The organism is Nostocoides sp. HKS02 (genome assembly GCF_009707485.1).
GTDB lineage: Bacteria > Actinomycetota > Actinomycetes > Actinomycetales > Dermatophilaceae > Pedococcus.
Map to the genome: position 1 here is coordinate 2,526,166 of NZ_CP046121.1, position 15,689 is coordinate 2,541,854.

A 15,689-nucleotide genomic window follows, 5' to 3' on the forward strand; every position below is an offset into this window, starting at 1 on the left:
CCACCTCATCAGCGCACCTCAGCAGGGGCACAGTAACCGCACAGCACCCGGCCGGACCGTGGTGGCCATGGACACGACGACCCTCTCCCGCGACACGGCACCCGAAGCACCGGACGCGACCGGCAACCACCACGAAGCGGTGCCCGCGGACACCTCGGCATCACGGACTCCCACCCGGATCCAGCGTGTGTGGCGCGGCTCGGACCAGGACCCGTCCTGGGCCCGTCCGGCGCTGCTCGGGCTGCTCTTCGCCACGGCCCTGCTCTACGTCTACAACCTCACCTCGAGTGGCTACGCCAACTCGTTCTACTCGGCTGCGGTGCAGGCCGGCAGCGCCAGCTGGAAGGCGTTCTTCTTCGGTTCCTCCGACGCGGGGAACTCCATCACCGTCGACAAGCCCCCGGCCTCGCTGTGGATCATGGCCCTGTCGGTGCGCGCCTTCGGCCTGAGCTCGTTCAGCATCCTCATGCCCGAGGTGCTCATGGGGGTCGCCACCGTCGGTGTCGTGTACGCCACGGTCAAGCGACACTTCGGTGCGGCGGCGGGGCTCATCGGCGGTCTGGTCATGGCCCTGACCCCGGTCGCCGTCCTGATGTTCCGCTTCAACAACCCCGACGCGCTCCTGGTCCTGCTCATGGCGATGGGCGCGTGGGCGACGATGAAGTCGATCGAGCAGGGCAGCGCCAGGTGGTTCGCCATCGTCGGCTTCTTCATCGGCCTCGGCTTCCTCACCAAGGCCCTCCAGGTGTTCCTCGTGGTGCCCGCCTTCGGCCTCGCCTACGTGCTGTTCGCCGCCACCACGCTGCGTCGCCGGATCCTGGGTGCCCTCGTTGGCGCCGCTTCGATGGTGCTCAGCGCGGGCTGGTGGGTCGCGGTCGTCGAGCTCGTGCCGGCGAGCATGCGGCCGTACATCGGTGGTTCGCAGGACAACTCGTTCCTCTCGGTCACGTTCGGCTACAACGGTCTTGGTCGCATCAGCGGCAACGAGACCGGCTCGGTCGGCGGTGGCAACGGTTGGGGGACGCCCGGGCTCCTGCGCATGTTCTCCAGCTCGGTCGGCGGCCAGATCTCCTGGCTGATCCCCTCGGCGGCCATCCTCGGCCTGGTCGGGCTCGGCCTGCGCGGACGCGCACCGCGCACCGATCTGCGCCGCGCGGCATACGTCGTCTGGGGCGGGTGGCTGCTCGTCACCGCATTGACCTTCTCGCTCATGGCCGGCATCTTCCACGAGTACTACACCGTGGCCCTCGCGCCGGCGATCGCCGCCCTCGTGGGCATGGGCGCCGCCGAGGCGTGGGCTCACCGGGCGAAGGCGATCGGTGCGGTCACCCTCTCGGCCGCCACCGCCGCGGCAGCGATCTGGTCGTTCGTCCTGCTCACCCGCACCGACTGGACCAGCCTGGTGCGCATCTCGATCCTCACCCTGGGGATGGCGAGTGCGCTGCTGCTGCTGGCGATCAGCCGGTTGCACTCCCGGTTCGTGCCGGCAGTCGTCGCCGGTGCGCTGGTCGCCGCCCTGGCCGGGCCTGCGGCCTACAGCGCACAGACGGTCAGCACCGGCCACACGGGCTCGATCGTCACCGCCGGTCCGAGCACCGGCCGCGGTGGCCCAGGCGGTGGCGGGCCAGGCGGTATGCCGGGCGGCGCGCGCGGCACTCTCGGTGCACCCCCGCAGGGCGCCACGGGCCGAGGCGCCGGCGGTGCGGGCGGCGCGTTGGGCGGACTGCTGGACGCCTCCACCCCGAACACCGAGGTGGCCTCGGCCTTGTCCGCCAACGCATCCTCGTACCGCTGGGTCGCGGCGGCCATCGGTTCGCAGAACGCGGCGGGTCTGCAGTTGGGCACCGGTCTGCCCGTGATGGCCATCGGTGGGTTCAACGGCAGCGACCCGTCGCCGACCCTCGCCCAGTTCCAGCAGTACGTCTCCTCGGGCGAGATCCACTACTTCGCGGCGGGGAACGGCACCGGCGGGATGGGTGGCGGCCCCGGCGGCGGGATGGGTGGCGGGACGGGCAGCTCGGGGACTGGATCGCAGATCTCCGCCTGGGTCAGCGCCAACTTCACCCAGGTGAGCATCGGCGGCTCGACCTTCTACGACCTGACCCAGCCGTTGACGGCCAGCTCGACCGCGGCCTCGACTGCCTCCACCCAGAACACCTGAGGACCACGCCGTGCAGTCGCCGGTTCTGGAGGTCGTCATCCCGGTCCACAACGAGCAGCACACGGTCGCAGCCAGTGTCCGCAGGCTGCACGACCACCTGGTCCAGACCTTCCCGTACCCGTTCCGGATCACGGTGGCCGACAACGCCAGCACCGACGCGACCGCCGTGGTCGCGTCGGAGCTGGCGGCCACGCTGCCCGACGTGGAGGTCGTCGTCATGGCTCAGAAGGGACGTGGCAGGGCGCTCAAGCAGGTCTGGCTGGCCTCGGACGCGCCGATCCTCGCCTACATGGACGTGGACCTGTCGACCGACCTCGACGCCGTGTGGCCCCTGATCGCACCCCTGATGTCCGGACACTCGGACCTCGCCATCGGGTCGCGCCTGGCACGTGGCGCGCGAGTGGTGCGCGGGGCCCGACGTGAGGTCGTCTCGCGCTGCTACAACCTCGTGCTCCGGGGAGTGCTCGGGGCGAGGTTCAGCGACGCGCAGTGCGGCTTCAAGGCGATCCGGGCCGACGTGGCGGCGGAGCTGCTGCCCCTGGCGGAGGACACGAGCTGGTTCTTCGACACCGAGCTGCTGGTCCTCGCCGAGCGCTCGGGCCTGCGGATCCACGAGGTGCCGGTCGACTGGTTCGACGACCCCGACTCTCGGGTCGACGTGGTCGGCACCGCCCTCGACGACCTGCGAGGTGTATGGCGACTCCGGCGCGGGCTGTCCGCTGGCCGCCTCCCGGTGGCTGAGCTGGCGTCCCGGCTCGGACGCGGCCGGCCGGGCTCTTCGACCTGGGTGCAGGTCCGGCGCTTTGCCGTCGTCGGGTCCCTGACCACGGGAGTCCACCTCGGGCTGTTCGCGACCCTGCACGGCGCCCTCGGGTCGCAGACCGCCAACCTCCTCGCACTGCTCGTCGCCACCCTGGTGAACACGGCCCTGAACCGGCGCTGGACGTTCGAGGTGCAGGGCAGCGGCACGGTCCGTCACCAGGTCCAGGGCCTGGCCGTCTTCGCGATCACCTGGCTGATGACCGCGAGCGCGCTCGGGCTGCTCCACACAGTCGACGCGGCACCGACGACGGTGGCCGCCACGACTGTCGTGGCCCTCGCCACTGCCGGGTCCACCATCGTGCGGTTCGTGGCGATGCGCTCGTGGATGTTCCGCAGCCCTCAGAGCTCGTCGAGGACGAACGTGCCGCCGTCGTCCTCGAACACGACGACACCGGTCCAGTCAGAGCCGTCGACCGAGCCCTTGCACACCGTGACCAGCCCCTGACCGACCTGCGAGCGATCCGGACAGGTGATCGTGTCGACCGAACCACCATCGTTCCTGATGATCCTGGTCAGCTCGGACTGGAGCTCGGCGCCGGCCACACCCTTGTCGATCGGGGTCACGCGTCCGGTCAGCGCGGACGGCCCGGGCCCGGCACCAGCGGCGACGCCGATCACGGCGAAGGCAGCCATGCCGAGCGCGACGAGCAGCGCCACGGCGCTGAGGACGAGCGCGGTGATCGCCAACCCGTTGCCACGCCGTGGGGGTGCCACGGCGGCACCCTGCGGAGATGGCGGCTGGGGCGGCGCCCAGTACTGGCCCGCAGGCACCGGCGCGGTGGGGTATGCCGCGCCCTGCGGCCGCGGGTACGGCTGGGTACCGGGCGGGGTGAGCTGGTCAGACATCGGCGCTCCTTCACGTGTCGCCACAGGATGCCGCAGCCACGCCGGCGCTGCCCCGCAAACGCGCGCATTGCCGCGATGCGGAGCCGGTCGGCATACCCTCGGGGGTCGCGATCTGGAGCCTCCGGCGGGCGCCGTCCGCGAACGAGCAGGCCGCTTTGCTCCACGACACGGGCTCCGGATACCCTGTGCGGGCTCGGTTCGGATCTCGACCGGGCGAGGAGGCGTCGCCTAGTCCGGTCTATGGCGCCGCACTGCTAATGCGGTTTGGGTTTATCGCCCATCGAGGGTTCAAATCCCTCCGCCTCCGCCACGGACCCGGGGCCATCCGTGACTCCCAGGTCACGGATGGCCGTGGGTCGCTGGCTCGGGGAGCAGCCGGTGACACCAGGGTCACCAGTGGCGAGCCGGCCAGTCAGCTGCAGATGTCCTGGTTGGCTGCGCGGGCCTTGATCGACGGCGTGGGAGTCGGCGCCTGCGTCGCCGTGACCGACTCCTTGGGCAGCGGCTCCGTGCCCAGCCGGTTCGGCACCGCGACTGCTGCGGGCGAGCCGATGCCCATGCTCAGCTCGATGGTCGAGCCGAGCAGGGGGTCCTCGCGGGTCTGGGCGCCCGGGTAGACCGCGGCGACCGTGCGGGCCGCCTCTGCCCGGCCGGGGCCGTACCGGACCACCACGCCGTGTGACACCGGTCCGCTGCCGGTGAGGTAGGAGACGACGGTGAAGCCCTGGACCCGGAGCGCCGCAGCCGCCTGCTTGGCCATCCCCGGCACCCCGGAGTCGTTGGTGACCCGGACCGAGATCACACCGGGGCTCACGGTGAGTGGCTGGGTCGTGGTCGGTGAGGGGGTCGGCTTCGTGCTGCCGGCCGGCGCCTTGGTGCCGGGCAGCGGCTTGTCCTCGCGGATCGCCTGCCACAGGGTCTGCGCCGAAGCAGTCCACTGCACGCGGTTCGGGTCGGCGACGTAGGGCTCGGTGGGCAGCCGCACGAACCGGATCTGGCTGATGCCGATGCTGCGGACACTCTCGGCCAGGTCCTTCATGTCACCGATTCCCATGTCGGTGGTGGTCGCCTGGGTGGCGGCGTCGAGGAAGCGGAACAGCTTGTCGGGTCGCAGCAGCAGCGAGGACTGGGTCGCGCCCTGGATCATCGACGACAGGAAGGCCTGCTGACGGTCGATCCGGCTGAGGTCCGAGCCGTCGCCGAGCGTCTCACGGGCCCGCACGTAGCTCAGGGCCTGCTGGCCGTTGACCTTGGTCCGGCCGGCGGGGAGCTTGAGACCGCTGCCCGGGTCGTTCACGGCCTGCGGGGTGCAGACCGTGACGCCACCGAGCGCGTCGACCATGGACTGGAAGCCGCGGAAGTCGATCACGACGTAGTGGTTGATGTAGATGTTCGTCAGGCCCTCGAAGGTGCGGATCGTGCACGCGGGCCCGCCGAGGGTGAAGTTGGCGTTCCACTGGCGCATGACGCCGTTCTGCACCGTGTCGGACTTGTTCTTGCAGTCCCGAGGCGCCATGGTCATCGAGTCGCGGGGAATCGAGACGACGATCGCCGACTTGCGGTCGGCGGACAGGTGCACGATCAGGTTCGTGTCGGACCGCGCGCCCTCGACCCCGGCCTTGCTGATGTCGGCGCCGAAGTTGCCGCCCTGGCCGGCCCGGGTGTCCGAACCCATGACGAAGACGTTCATCGGGGCGAGGTTGGTGACGGCATCGGTGGTCGCTGCCGGACTGGGGCGCCTGCCGAGGGCGCCCGAGATGTCGATGCGGTTGATGTTGCCGGTGAGCTTGAGGTACACCCCGATGCCCAGCACGAGGAGCACTACCAGGAAGGCCGCGATCCCGAACACCACTCTGCGCAACCAGGGGTGCGGGTGGTCTGCTCCGGTATGCCGGTCCGACCGGCGTTGCGGCTGGTCGCCTGTGGCGTCGTCCCCCGTGACAGCCGAGGCCTGCGTCGTGGCGTCCTCGCCTTCGGCAGAGCCGTGGGTGGGCTCGCTCACGTGTACCTCTCTGACCCGCTCGTGCGGCACTGGACAAACGTCATGGCGACAGGGGCCGCCGGGGTGAGTGTACGGGCGCAACCTGAGGGGTCCCAGCACACGGACACACCCCTGATGACGCAGGCGCAGCGGGCGCGGTTGCCCCGGTGCAGACAATTCGGGCATGGGTTTTTCGGTGGGGTGAGGTTGGATGGGCCCATGGAACGACGCATGTGGGTGGGCTCGGTCGCGGCCGTTGCCGTGGTGGCGGCTGCGGCCGGAGGTGGGCTGTGGTGGCAGCACGACGCTGCTCAGCGCCAGGCCGACGCCGCCGCGCGCGCCGAGGTCGCCTCCTTCGCGACCGCGTGGCAGAAGCGATCCTTCACCGACCCCGCGTTGCGTTTCGCCGGCAGCACGGCCCCGGCGGTGACCGCCGCGTTCGCCACGGCGACGCGTGGCCTGGGCGGGGGCGCCGTCACCGTGCGCCCGGGCCCGATCGAGCGGTCGGGCGACCAGGCGACCAGCACCCTGCGGGTCACGTGGACGCTGGCTGACAATGTGGCGTGGACCTACGCCACGCCCGTCACGGTCGTCAAGGCCGGCTCCGGGTGGAGCGTCCAGACCGTGACCGCGCACTCGCTCTGGAACTCCTCGATCGGGCCCAAGGACTCCCTCACCGCTACCCGCACCTGGGGTCAGCGGGGCAACCTCCTCGACGGCTCCGGGACGCCTCTGGCACCGCTGGGCAAGGTCTACCCGGTGCAGCTCGATCCCGGCCGCGCCACCGCCCAGTCCGCGGCGGCGCTGGAGAAGATCACCAACGAACCGGCCGGGTCGCTGGTCCAGAAGCTCGCCGCGGCACAGAAGGCCGGCACCCAGGCGCCCATCGCCGTGATCACCTACCGGCAGGCCGACTTCGACGCGCGACGGTCGGCGCTGGACTCCCTCGTGGGGGTCATCTACCCGGTCCGCGAGCAGCCGCTGGCCAAGACCCGGACCTTTGCCCAACCGCTGCTGGGCGCGTTCGGACCCGTGAGCGCCGAGCTCATCGCGAAGGGCAAGGGCCGGTATGCCGTTGGCGACTACGCCGGCGTGAGCGGGCTCCAGGGCAGGTACGACGCCATCCTCGGCGGCACGCCCGGGGTCAAGGTCACCTCGAGCGGCAAGCCGGGCACCGCATTGTTCGAGAAGGCCCCGGTGGCAGGGACGGACGTCAAGACGACGCTCGACCCGCGCGTCCAGGATGCCGCCGAGGGGGCTCTCAAGGCGACCGGCTCCGTGCCCTCCGCCCTCGTCGCGGTCGACGTCAAGACCGGCGACGTACTCGCTTCGGCGAACTCGCCCCAGCTGGGATTCGACCGCGCCCTGACCGGCCACTACCCGCCCGGTTCGGCCTTCAAGATCGCCACGACCTATGCCCTGCTCAAGGGCCACAAGGTCACCCCGACGACCCCCGTGACGTGCCCCCAGTCGTTCGTCGTCGACGGCCGCACCTACAAGAACTACGAGGGCGAGTCGCTGGGCACCCCCGACTTCACCCTGGACTTCGCGCACTCCTGCAACACGGCGTTCGTCCAGCTCTCGACCACCTTGGCTGACGGCGACCTCGCGTCCGCGGCGAACGACCTCGGGCTCACGGGGTGGGCCGACTCCCTCGGCGTGGCCAATGCCTACGCCGCGACGGTGCCGCCCAACAACGGCAAGACCGACAAGGCCGCCGCCGCGATCGGTCAGGGCCGCATCACCACCTCGCCGCTCGCCCTGGCGGCTCTCGCGGCCAACGTCGCGCGGGGGTCAGTGGTGCCACCGGCGCTCGTCACGACACCGGCTCCCGCAGGGGCCGACCGCACCCCGAAGCCCCTGGACCCGACGATCGTCGGTCAGCTCCGCGGGCTCATGGGCGAGGTGGTCAACCAGGGCACTGGTGTGGTGCTCAAGGGCACGCCCGGCGGAACGGTCCGCGGCAAGACGGGCACCGCCGAGTTCGGCAGCAAGAACCCGCCCGAGACGCACTGCTGGTTCGTCGGCTACCAGGGCAACATCGCGTTCGCCGTCCTCGTCGAACAGGGCAAGAGCGGCGGCACCGTGGCCGCTCCCGTCGCGAAAGCCTTTCTCACCAGCCTCGCTGGGAGGTGAGCCGATGACGAAGGCCCCCACCAGATCGGGTGGGGGCCTTGTCAGAAGACTGGTGGTTGGGCAGTCCTCGAATCAGATCGGGCGAACGGCGTCAGCCTGGGGGCCCTTGGGACCCTGGGTGACCTCGAACTCGACCCGCTGCGCCTCGTCCAGCGAGCGGTAGCCCGAGGAGTCGATCGCCGAGTAGTGGACGAACACGTCCGGGCCGCCGCCGTCCTGGGCGATGAAGCCGAAGCCCTTTTCAGCGTTGAACCACTTAACGGTTCCCTGTGCCATGGGGTAACTCTTTCCTTTGTAGCCATTGGGAGTCCCGCACTTTGCGAAACCCCCGGCTGCCCCACACAACCCCAACGGACGGGACCATGCCCGGCCTCGGATGACCTACCTTCGTCAGAAGGCAAATGCCCGCTCTGATGGTGCTAGGGCGGGCACTTCGTCGACCTGCGAGGAACTGCTTGTTGCAACCGGCACAGACGCTAGCACGCAGCAGCCGGGTCGTGGAGGTGGACTTCTCAGAATTTCGCAGATCGGTTGCTACCAAGGGGAAGAGGGGCCCGGCCCGCCGGCCAGGCCCCTCCTTTCCGCCGCGGACCCCCGCCCGCAGTTCGTGCGCCGATCAGCTCAGCTTGATCAGCGTCGTGTAGGTGTCACCGCTGTCGAGCTGGACACCCACCCGGTAGTAGTGGCCCGTCCCGGCCTTCGGCGTCTGCCACGTGTAGATGTACTGCCCGGACGACGAGTCCTGCTTGTACGAGCCACCGACGGTTCCGCTGTCGGTCCCCGAGACCCCGGTGCCTGTCGCCGTCGTGCCGAGGTCGACTGGTGCCAGCCAGACCGGGGTCGCGGACGACTGCCGCACCGCCCCGGTGCTGTCCCGCAGGACGAACTTCATGGGCACGGTGCTCCCAGCCTTGAAGGTGCTCGCCGTCGTGAGGTCGTGCGCGGTGTTCGTGACGGGTTGCAGGAATCCGGACCACGCGTAGCCGACGTGGAACGTGACGACCTGGGTGGCCGAGTTCCCGGCCTTGTCCCACGCGGTGAAGGTGTAGGTGAAGTCGCCCACACCACTGGCATTGGTGACGCCGCTCCCCGCAGTCGACATGAGCTGGCAGCTCGCGAGTCCCGAGAGAACGTCGGCGGCTCGGCCCCCACACGTCGGTGCCGTCATCGGCTGGCCGAGGGTGAAGGACGTCGTCCCGACGTACGGCGCGAAGGTCGGCTTGGTCAGGTCGACCTTCACCGGGCCCACGCTCGCGGTCGCGACGTTGCCCGCCGCATCGGTGGCGGTGCCCGTCACCGTGGTCGCGGCGGTCTCGCTCGACAACGTCGTGTCGCCGGTGCAACCGGCCACGGACGTCTCGGCGTCGGCGCAGCTGAAGTGGACCGTCACCGGTTGGTTGTTCCACCCGGACGCATTCGGACCCGGTGTGGCGGTGCCCGTGATCGTCGGCAGGAGGTTGTCCACCTTGACCGTCAGCGAGTGGCCCGACGCGGTCTTGTCCTCGACGTTGCCGGCCCGGTCACGGCTCCAGTACGTCACCGTGTGCACGCCCTTGCCCACCAAGAACGGCGCTGCGTATGGATTGGCCCCGCCTCCGTCGATGGAGTAGTAGGTGACGTCAACTCCCGACCCGGAGTCGGTGGCCGCGAGCGTGACCGGCACTGACGCGGCATACCAGCCGGTGGCGTAGGTCGAGTCCGGTGCACTGGCCGTCGTCGCGGGCGGTGTCTTGTCGATGGCGATGTCCGTGACGGTGGTGGTCGTCCTGTTGCCAGCGCGATCCGTCACGGTCGCCGTCGCGGACTGGCCGCTGCCCTCCTGGGTGAGCACGGTGTCGACCGGGCAGGCGCCGTCGATGCCGGACAGCCCGACCTGGTCGGCGCAGGTCCAGTGCACCGTGACATCGGTCGTGTAGTAGCCGTGCGCACCCGGGGTCGTGGAGATGGTCCCGTTCAGCGACGGCTGCGTGAGGTCCACGTTGAGGCCGCTGACCGTGGTGCCCTGGGTGTTGCCCGCCTTGTCGGCGACCGACCCTGGGACGGACTGGCCCGCACCCTGACCGACCGTGGCCGCTCCCGGGCATCCCACCGGACCCGACAGGTTGTCATCGCAGGCGAAGCTCACGACGACCGGCAGGTTGTACCAGCCGGCACCGTTGGGCTTGCGGTCGACCGATCCGACGATGGTGGGCTTGGTCTTGTCCAGGTTCACCGTGGCGGTGTCGGAGCTGTGGTTGCCCGCGTTGTCAGTCGCCGTGCCGACGACCGCCTGTCCGGCGCCCTCGGTGGTGACCACCCGGTCACCCACGCAGGTCGCGACACCGGAGGTGGCGTCGTCGCAGACGAACTGGACCGAGGCGTCCGAGCGGTTCCACAGGTCGGTGTTGGGCTCGGGCGTGATGGTGTGGCTGATGGTCGGCGCGGTCTTGTCGATCTGCACCGTAGCCGTGCCGTGCACACCCTCGTTGCCCGCGTTGTCGACGCTCCAGAACGACAGGTGGTACGTGCCGTCCGCGATGAGCTTGATGACGCCGTCGCTCTGCGGGTCACCGCCGTTCACGGTGTAGTAGGTGGCCCGGACCCCGGAGAGGTTGTCCGAGGCGCCCACGTCGAGCGAGACGGTGCCCGACACCCAGCCCGAGGGCGCGCTGACGCTGGTCACCGGGGGCGTGGTGTCGATCTGCAGGCCGCCGACAGTCGCCGGGGTGACGTTGCCGGCCGCGTCGGCCACGGTGGCCGAGGCCGACTGGTTGCCGCCCTGGCCGACGGTGCTCGGCGACGGGCAGGTGCCGGCAGGGATCCCGGAAAGCCCGTCGCTGCAGGCCCATTCCACGGTGACAGGCGTGTTGTACCAGTCGCCGACGCTGTGCGCCGTGAGCACCTTGCCCGTGAGGGACGGAGCGGTGGTGTCGATGCTGATGCCACCCACCGTCGCCGAGCCGCTGTGACCCACGTTGTCGACCGCGGTACCCGTCACGCTCTGGTCCTGGCCTTCCGTGGCCAGGGTGACCGGATCGGTGCAGCTGGCCAACCCCGAGCCGTCCTGGTCGTTGCAGCTGAACGAGACGACGACCGGCGTGTTGTTCCAGATGCCCGAGGTGGCCGCGGGGCTGCGCGACCCGGTGATGGCGGGGCTGGTGGTGTCGACCCGGATGGTCACGGTGTTGTTCACACCCGCGGCATCCTCGACATTGCCTGCGACGTCGGTGCTCCAGAAGGCCACGGTGTGGACGCCCTCCAAGCCCTCGGCGAAGGGTCCGGTGTAGTCCTGCACGGCGCCACCGTCGATGCGGTAGTGCGTGCCCGCGAGCCCGGAGCCGTTCTCGTTGACCGTGAGGGTCACGGTCGGAGCGCTTCCGTACCAGCCGGTGCTGCTGTCAGGCGTCCGCAGGGCCGCGGTGGTCACCGGGGCGGTGCGGTCGATGTGGATGCCGTCGACCGTGGCGGTGCCAGGGTTCCCCGCCTTGTCCCACACCTGTGCCGAGACGGAGACGTTCGCGCCCTCCTGGGTCACGGTGCTGTCCGCGGGGCACGGACCGTCGAGGCCCGAGAGCCCCACCTGGTCGGCGCACGTCCAGTGCACGGTCACGGGGCCGCGGTGCCAGAGCCCCGAGTCGGGCGCCGTGGCGACCTCGCCCTCGATCGTCGGCGGCGTCTCGTCGATGTTCAGTCCACTCACCGTCGTCGCGGCAGAGTTGCCGGCCGCGTCGGTGGCGTGGCCCGTGGCGGAACCGTTGGCGCCCTCGGTCACCGTGACAGGACCGTTGCAGTCCTTCACGCCGGACAGCAGCGCCTGGTCGTCGCAGCTGAAGGTGACCCTGACCGGGGCGTTGTACCAGCCGTTGTCGTTCGGCGGCCCGTCGGGAGTGCCCCTGATCGTCGGGGGTGTCACGTCGACACTCACCGTCGCCGGGTCGGTCGTGGTGTTCCCCGCGTTGTCGGAAGCGGTGCCGGGGAACGGCTGGGCCTTGCCCTCGCCCGTCACGAGCACAGGATCGGGGCACGAAAGCAGGCCGGATCCGCCGCCATCCGAGCACGTGAACGTGATCGTGACGCTGGTGTGGTTCCAGCCGGCGGTGTTGGCAGCGGGGTTCAAGGTGTGCGTGATGGACGGTGCCGTCATGTCGATGCGGACCGTGGCTGTCTGGGGCGTCTCGCTGTTCCCCGCGCGGTCCACGCTCCAGACCGTGAGCTCGTACACGCCCTCCGTCGAGAATTTCACGCTGGTGCCGGTCTGCTCCGAACCGCCATTGATCCGGTAGTGGGTGGCCGCCGGCCCGGACAGGTTGTCGGTCGGCGTGAGGGTGACCGTCGCGGCGGTGTTGACCCAGGACGACGGTGCGTCGATGTGCGTGATCGGCGGCGTACGGTCGATGTTGACGCCGCCCACGGTGGTCGTGCCGACGTTGTCCGCGAGGTCGCTCACGCTGGCCCCCACCGACAGGTTCTGCCCCTCTCCGGTGATGGTGCTCGGAGCAGGGCAGGCGCCGTCGGCGATGCCGGAACCGGTGTCGGCGCAGGCCCAGTCGACGGTGACGTTGCCGTTGTACCAGCCACCGATGGTGGTCGGAACGGTGTCGGTCTGGCCCGTGATCGTGGGCGGGGTGTGGTCGATCTTCAGACCCGTGACGCTGCCGGTGCCGGCGTTGCCAGCGAGGTCCTTGACCGTGACCGGGCCGGCCGTCAGGGCCGGACCCTCTGACGTGACGATGGTGTCCGAGGGAACGGTCGTCGTGTCGACGCCCGAGGTCGCATCGGTGGCGCTCCAGTGCACCCGGACGTCGTGGTTGTACCACCCCAGGAGGTTCGGAGAGGTCGTCGGTTCGCCCTTGACCACGGGTGCCGTCTCGTCCAGCCGGATCGGTCCGACGGTCGTCGTCTCGGTGTTGCCGCCCTCGTCCGTCGCCTTGCCCGTGACGTACTGGTTGTCGCCGTCCTTGGTCAGGGTCGTGGCGCCGGTGCAGCTGGCGACGTCGCTCTCGGCATCGGCGCAGGCGAAGGCGACGCTGACGTCACTGGTGTTCCACCCCGTTGCCGGGTCGGGCTGCGGCGACGCGGTGCCCGTGATCGTCGGCTTGATGTTGTCGATCTTCAGCGTGATCGCGTGGCCTGGCGCCGTGACGTCCTCCAGGTTGCCCGCGACGTCGCGGGTCCAGAACGTGATGGTGTGCACACCGGGCGCGGAGAAGTCGAACGCACCGGCATACGTCACCGGGGCAGCACCGTCGACCGAGTACCACGTGGTGGCCGGCCCCGAGAGGTTGTCCGAAGCGGCCAGGGTGACCAGCGCCGAGCTGGCGTACCAGCCGGTGCTGAGCGGGGTGGGCACGGAGGCGTTGGTCACCGGGGGGGTGGTGTCGATCTGGAGGCCGTTCACGGATCCGCTGCCCTGGTTGCCAGCCTTGTCCGTGACGGTCGCCGTGGCACCGCGGTTCGTGCCCTCGCCGGTCACCGTCGACGCGGCCGGGCAGGACCCGTCCAGGCCCGAGAGCGGGTCCGAGCAGGACCAGTCGACGACAACCGAGTGGTTGTACCACCCGGCCCCGTTGGGCGCGGTGTGCGCGGCGCCGGTGACCACCGGAGCGGTCGTGTCGACATTGATGCCGGTCACGGTGGCCGTGGCGGTGTTGCCGGCGTTGTCGGTCGCCGTACCCGTGGCGGTCTGGGCGCCGCCCTGGCCGAAGGTCTGGGTGGCCGGGCAGGACTTGACACCGGAGAGGGCGGGCTGGTCAGCGCAGGTGAAGCTCACCGAGACGTTGGCGTTGTACCAGCTGTTGCCGTTCGGAGCACGGTCCGCGGTCGCCCCGACCACCGGCGGCGACCGGTCGATGCTCACGGTGGCGGTGTTGTTCGCGGTGTTTCCGGCGAGGTCCTGGGCGACGCCCACGACCTGCTGACCGGCGCCCTCGGCGGTGACAGCCACGGGGGGCGAGCAGCTCGCGACGCCCGACACTGCGTCGGCGCAGCTGAAGTTCACGGTCACCGAGGTGGCATTCGTCCAGGTGCTGTCGTTGTAGGTCGGGACGAACGAGTGCGAGATCGTGGGGGCACTCTTGTCGATCTTGACGTGAGCAGTCCTGGTGGCCTCGACGTTGCCCGCGAGGTCCGTGCTGCTGAACGTGATCGTGTGGTCACCGTCGGTCGTGAGTGTGAACGAGGTCCCAGGCCGCGACGAGCCGCCGTCGATGCTGTACGTCGTCGAGGCGACATGCGACAGGGCGTCAGTCGGGCTCAGCGTCACGGTGACGTCGCCGTTGGTCCACGCGTTCGACACCCCGCTGATCCCGGTCACCGGTGGCGTCTTGTCGATGTTGACGGGCGCGCTCGTGGCCGAGGTGGTGTTCCCCGCCTTGTCGCTCACCGAGGCGCTGGTCGTCAGCGCGGAGCCCTCGCTCGCGATCGTCGAGTTGGCCGGCACGGTTGCGGGGTCGGGGCCGGACCGCGCGTCGGAGGCGGTCCAGTGCACGGTGACGTTGCTGTTGTACCAACCGCTGGCGTTGGGCGGGGTCGTTGCGGATCCGCTGAGGAGGGGCTTGACCGTGTCGACGTTGATCCCCGAGACCGTCGCGGTGGACGGCCCGTTGCCCGCAGCGTCGGAGACGCTTCCCGTCACCGTGGCGTTCGTGACGTCCTTGGAGGAGTCCGTGGCGCTGCCCACGACGCTGGCGCCGGGGCAGCTGTTCGTCGGGATACCTGACCCGCCGCCCGCCGGGTTGTCCGCGCAGGTGAAGGTCACCGTGACGGGCGAGTTGTTCCAGCCGAAGCCGTTGGCGGCGGGAGTCCGTACAGCCGTGATCGTGGGCGCGGACTTGTCCAGGTTCAGCGTGCCGCCACCGCTACCCGCGTTGCCGACGCGGTCAGTGACAGCGTTTGGTGGAGCCGGAGCCGTGAGCGTGTAGCTGCCGTCCAGCTGGTAGAGCGTCGACACGGTCGACTGCGCGAGGACACCCGAACCTGGTGTGGCGGCGTCGACGTTCGGGTCGGCTGCGGTCCATGTGACCGTCGTGTTCTGGGTGCTCCACGTGCCGACTGGTGCGGGCGTGAGCACGGGCGTCACGACCGGTCCCGTGTTGTCCAGGACATAGCTCGCGGTGCGTGCCGTGTTGGTGCCCGAGCAGGTCCCATTGCCATTGTTGACGTTCTTGTATGCCGTGAACGTGAGGGTCTTGGTTCCGTCGCCGACACCGGCGGTGATCGCGAAGTTGACAGCCGTCGCGCCGGACTTGTCGGTCGCGATCGTCGCGCCCCCGGCGTCGGTGACGACGACGCACGACGTCGTCGTGTCCGTGGTGACCGCGAAGGTAACCTGCTGTCCCGACCTGGCGTACACCCGGTGGGGCGACACACTCGTGTCGATGTAGGTCCCCCTGCCCGCCCCCGACGGTGATGCTTCCGATGGCGGTCGCCGATGCCGGTCCCGCGCCTACGCCGATCGCCACCGGCGCGACCACGACGGCCAGCGCAGCGACGGCCGAGGTGAGGCGACGACGGCGCGCCGACACCCCGGCGCGACCGCCGACCAAGGACAGCAGGAAAGAGAAACGACCACCCATGAGACACCCCTGTGAGAGCAAAAGACCCCGTGCTGTCAGTGAAGTTGTCGCAGGTCAGCGGCGATATGGCCGCGCACAGGTCGGGGCCTAAGGCACGAGGCCGAGCCACCCGTTCGGCTGATGAACAAACCGGGCACAGGGCCTCAGGTCGGCCCCTGGCTCGCGATGGCGCTCAGGACGGAACGCTGGC

The 15,689-nt window shown here is 70.0% G+C and carries 7 protein-coding genes and 1 tRNA gene; 4 read left to right on the top strand and 4 right to left on the bottom strand.

Annotation, left to right across the window (positions count from 1 at the left end; genetic code table 11):
• The first annotated feature begins 67 nt into the window (after positions 1-67).
• A complete protein-coding gene (locus GKE56_RS12205) occupies positions 68-2,161 on the top strand; it encodes a glycosyltransferase family 39 protein (RefSeq protein ID WP_154684777.1) in 2,094 nt (697 codons plus the stop codon).
• A 10-nt stretch (positions 2,162-2,171) separates the two neighbouring features.
• Complete coding sequence (locus GKE56_RS12210; RefSeq protein WP_230208934.1) at positions 2,172-3,428, top strand: glycosyltransferase; 1,257 nt, start codon at positions 2,172-2,174, stop codon at positions 3,426-3,428.
• Here the strand turns inward: GKE56_RS12210 and GKE56_RS12215 are convergent.
• Positions 3,323-3,829 (bottom strand): hypothetical protein, encoded by a 507-nt coding sequence (locus GKE56_RS12215; protein WP_154684779.1) that lies wholly within the window; start codon positions 3,827-3,829, stop codon positions 3,323-3,325. The two genes, GKE56_RS12210 and GKE56_RS12215, sit on opposite strands and share 106 nt — an antisense overlap.
• Positions 3,830-4,046: 217 nt before the next feature.
• On the opposite strand from GKE56_RS12215, the gene GKE56_RS12220 reads away from it, so the two are divergent.
• Positions 4,047-4,139, top strand: a tRNA-Ser gene (locus tag GKE56_RS12220).
• Between the two features lie 102 nt (positions 4,140-4,241).
• On the opposite strand, the gene GKE56_RS12225 is transcribed toward GKE56_RS12220, so the two are convergent.
• Complete coding sequence (locus tag GKE56_RS12225) at positions 4,242-5,831, bottom strand: LCP family protein (RefSeq protein ID WP_230208935.1); 1,590 nt, start codon at positions 5,829-5,831, stop codon at positions 4,242-4,244.
• 198 nt (positions 5,832-6,029) lie between these two features.
• On the opposite strand from GKE56_RS12225, the gene GKE56_RS12230 reads away from it, so the two are divergent.
• The gene (locus tag GKE56_RS12230; RefSeq protein ID WP_154684780.1) at positions 6,030-7,946 is read left to right on the top strand and encodes a penicillin-binding transpeptidase domain-containing protein; all 1,917 of its coding nucleotides are present in this window, start codon (positions 6,030-6,032) and stop codon (positions 7,944-7,946) included.
• A 72-nt stretch (positions 7,947-8,018) separates the two neighbouring features.
• Here the strand turns inward: GKE56_RS12230 and GKE56_RS12235 are convergent, their stop codons facing one another.
• Both GKE56_RS12235 and GKE56_RS12240 read right to left on the bottom strand, forming a co-directional pair.
• A complete protein-coding gene (locus GKE56_RS12235) occupies positions 8,019-8,222 on the bottom strand; it encodes a cold-shock protein (RefSeq protein ID WP_056915917.1) in 204 nt (67 codons plus the stop codon).
• Positions 8,223-8,562: 340 nt separating this feature from the next.
• Positions 8,563-15,276: a PxKF domain-containing protein gene (locus GKE56_RS12240; RefSeq protein ID WP_154684781.1), complete on the bottom strand. Its 6,714-nt coding sequence runs from the start codon at positions 15,274-15,276 to the stop codon at positions 8,563-8,565.
• Positions 15,277-15,689: the final 413 nt, after the last annotated feature.

Excerpts from the sequence above, each read along its gene's own strand:
- GKE56_RS12205 (WP_154684777.1), top strand. The coding sequence starts at position 68 with ATGGACACGACGACCCTCTCCCGCGACACGGCACCCGAAGCACCGGAC.
- GKE56_RS12215 (WP_154684779.1), bottom strand. The coding sequence starts at position 3,829 with ATGTCTGACCAGCTCACCCCGCCCGGTACCCAGCCGTACCCGCGGCCG.
- GKE56_RS12230 (WP_154684780.1), top strand. The coding sequence starts at position 6,030 with ATGGAACGACGCATGTGGGTGGGCTCGGTCGCGGCCGTTGCCGTGGTG.
- GKE56_RS12235 (WP_056915917.1), bottom strand. The coding sequence starts at position 8,222 with ATGGCACAGGGAACCGTTAAGTGGTTCAACGCTGAAAAGGGCTTCGGC.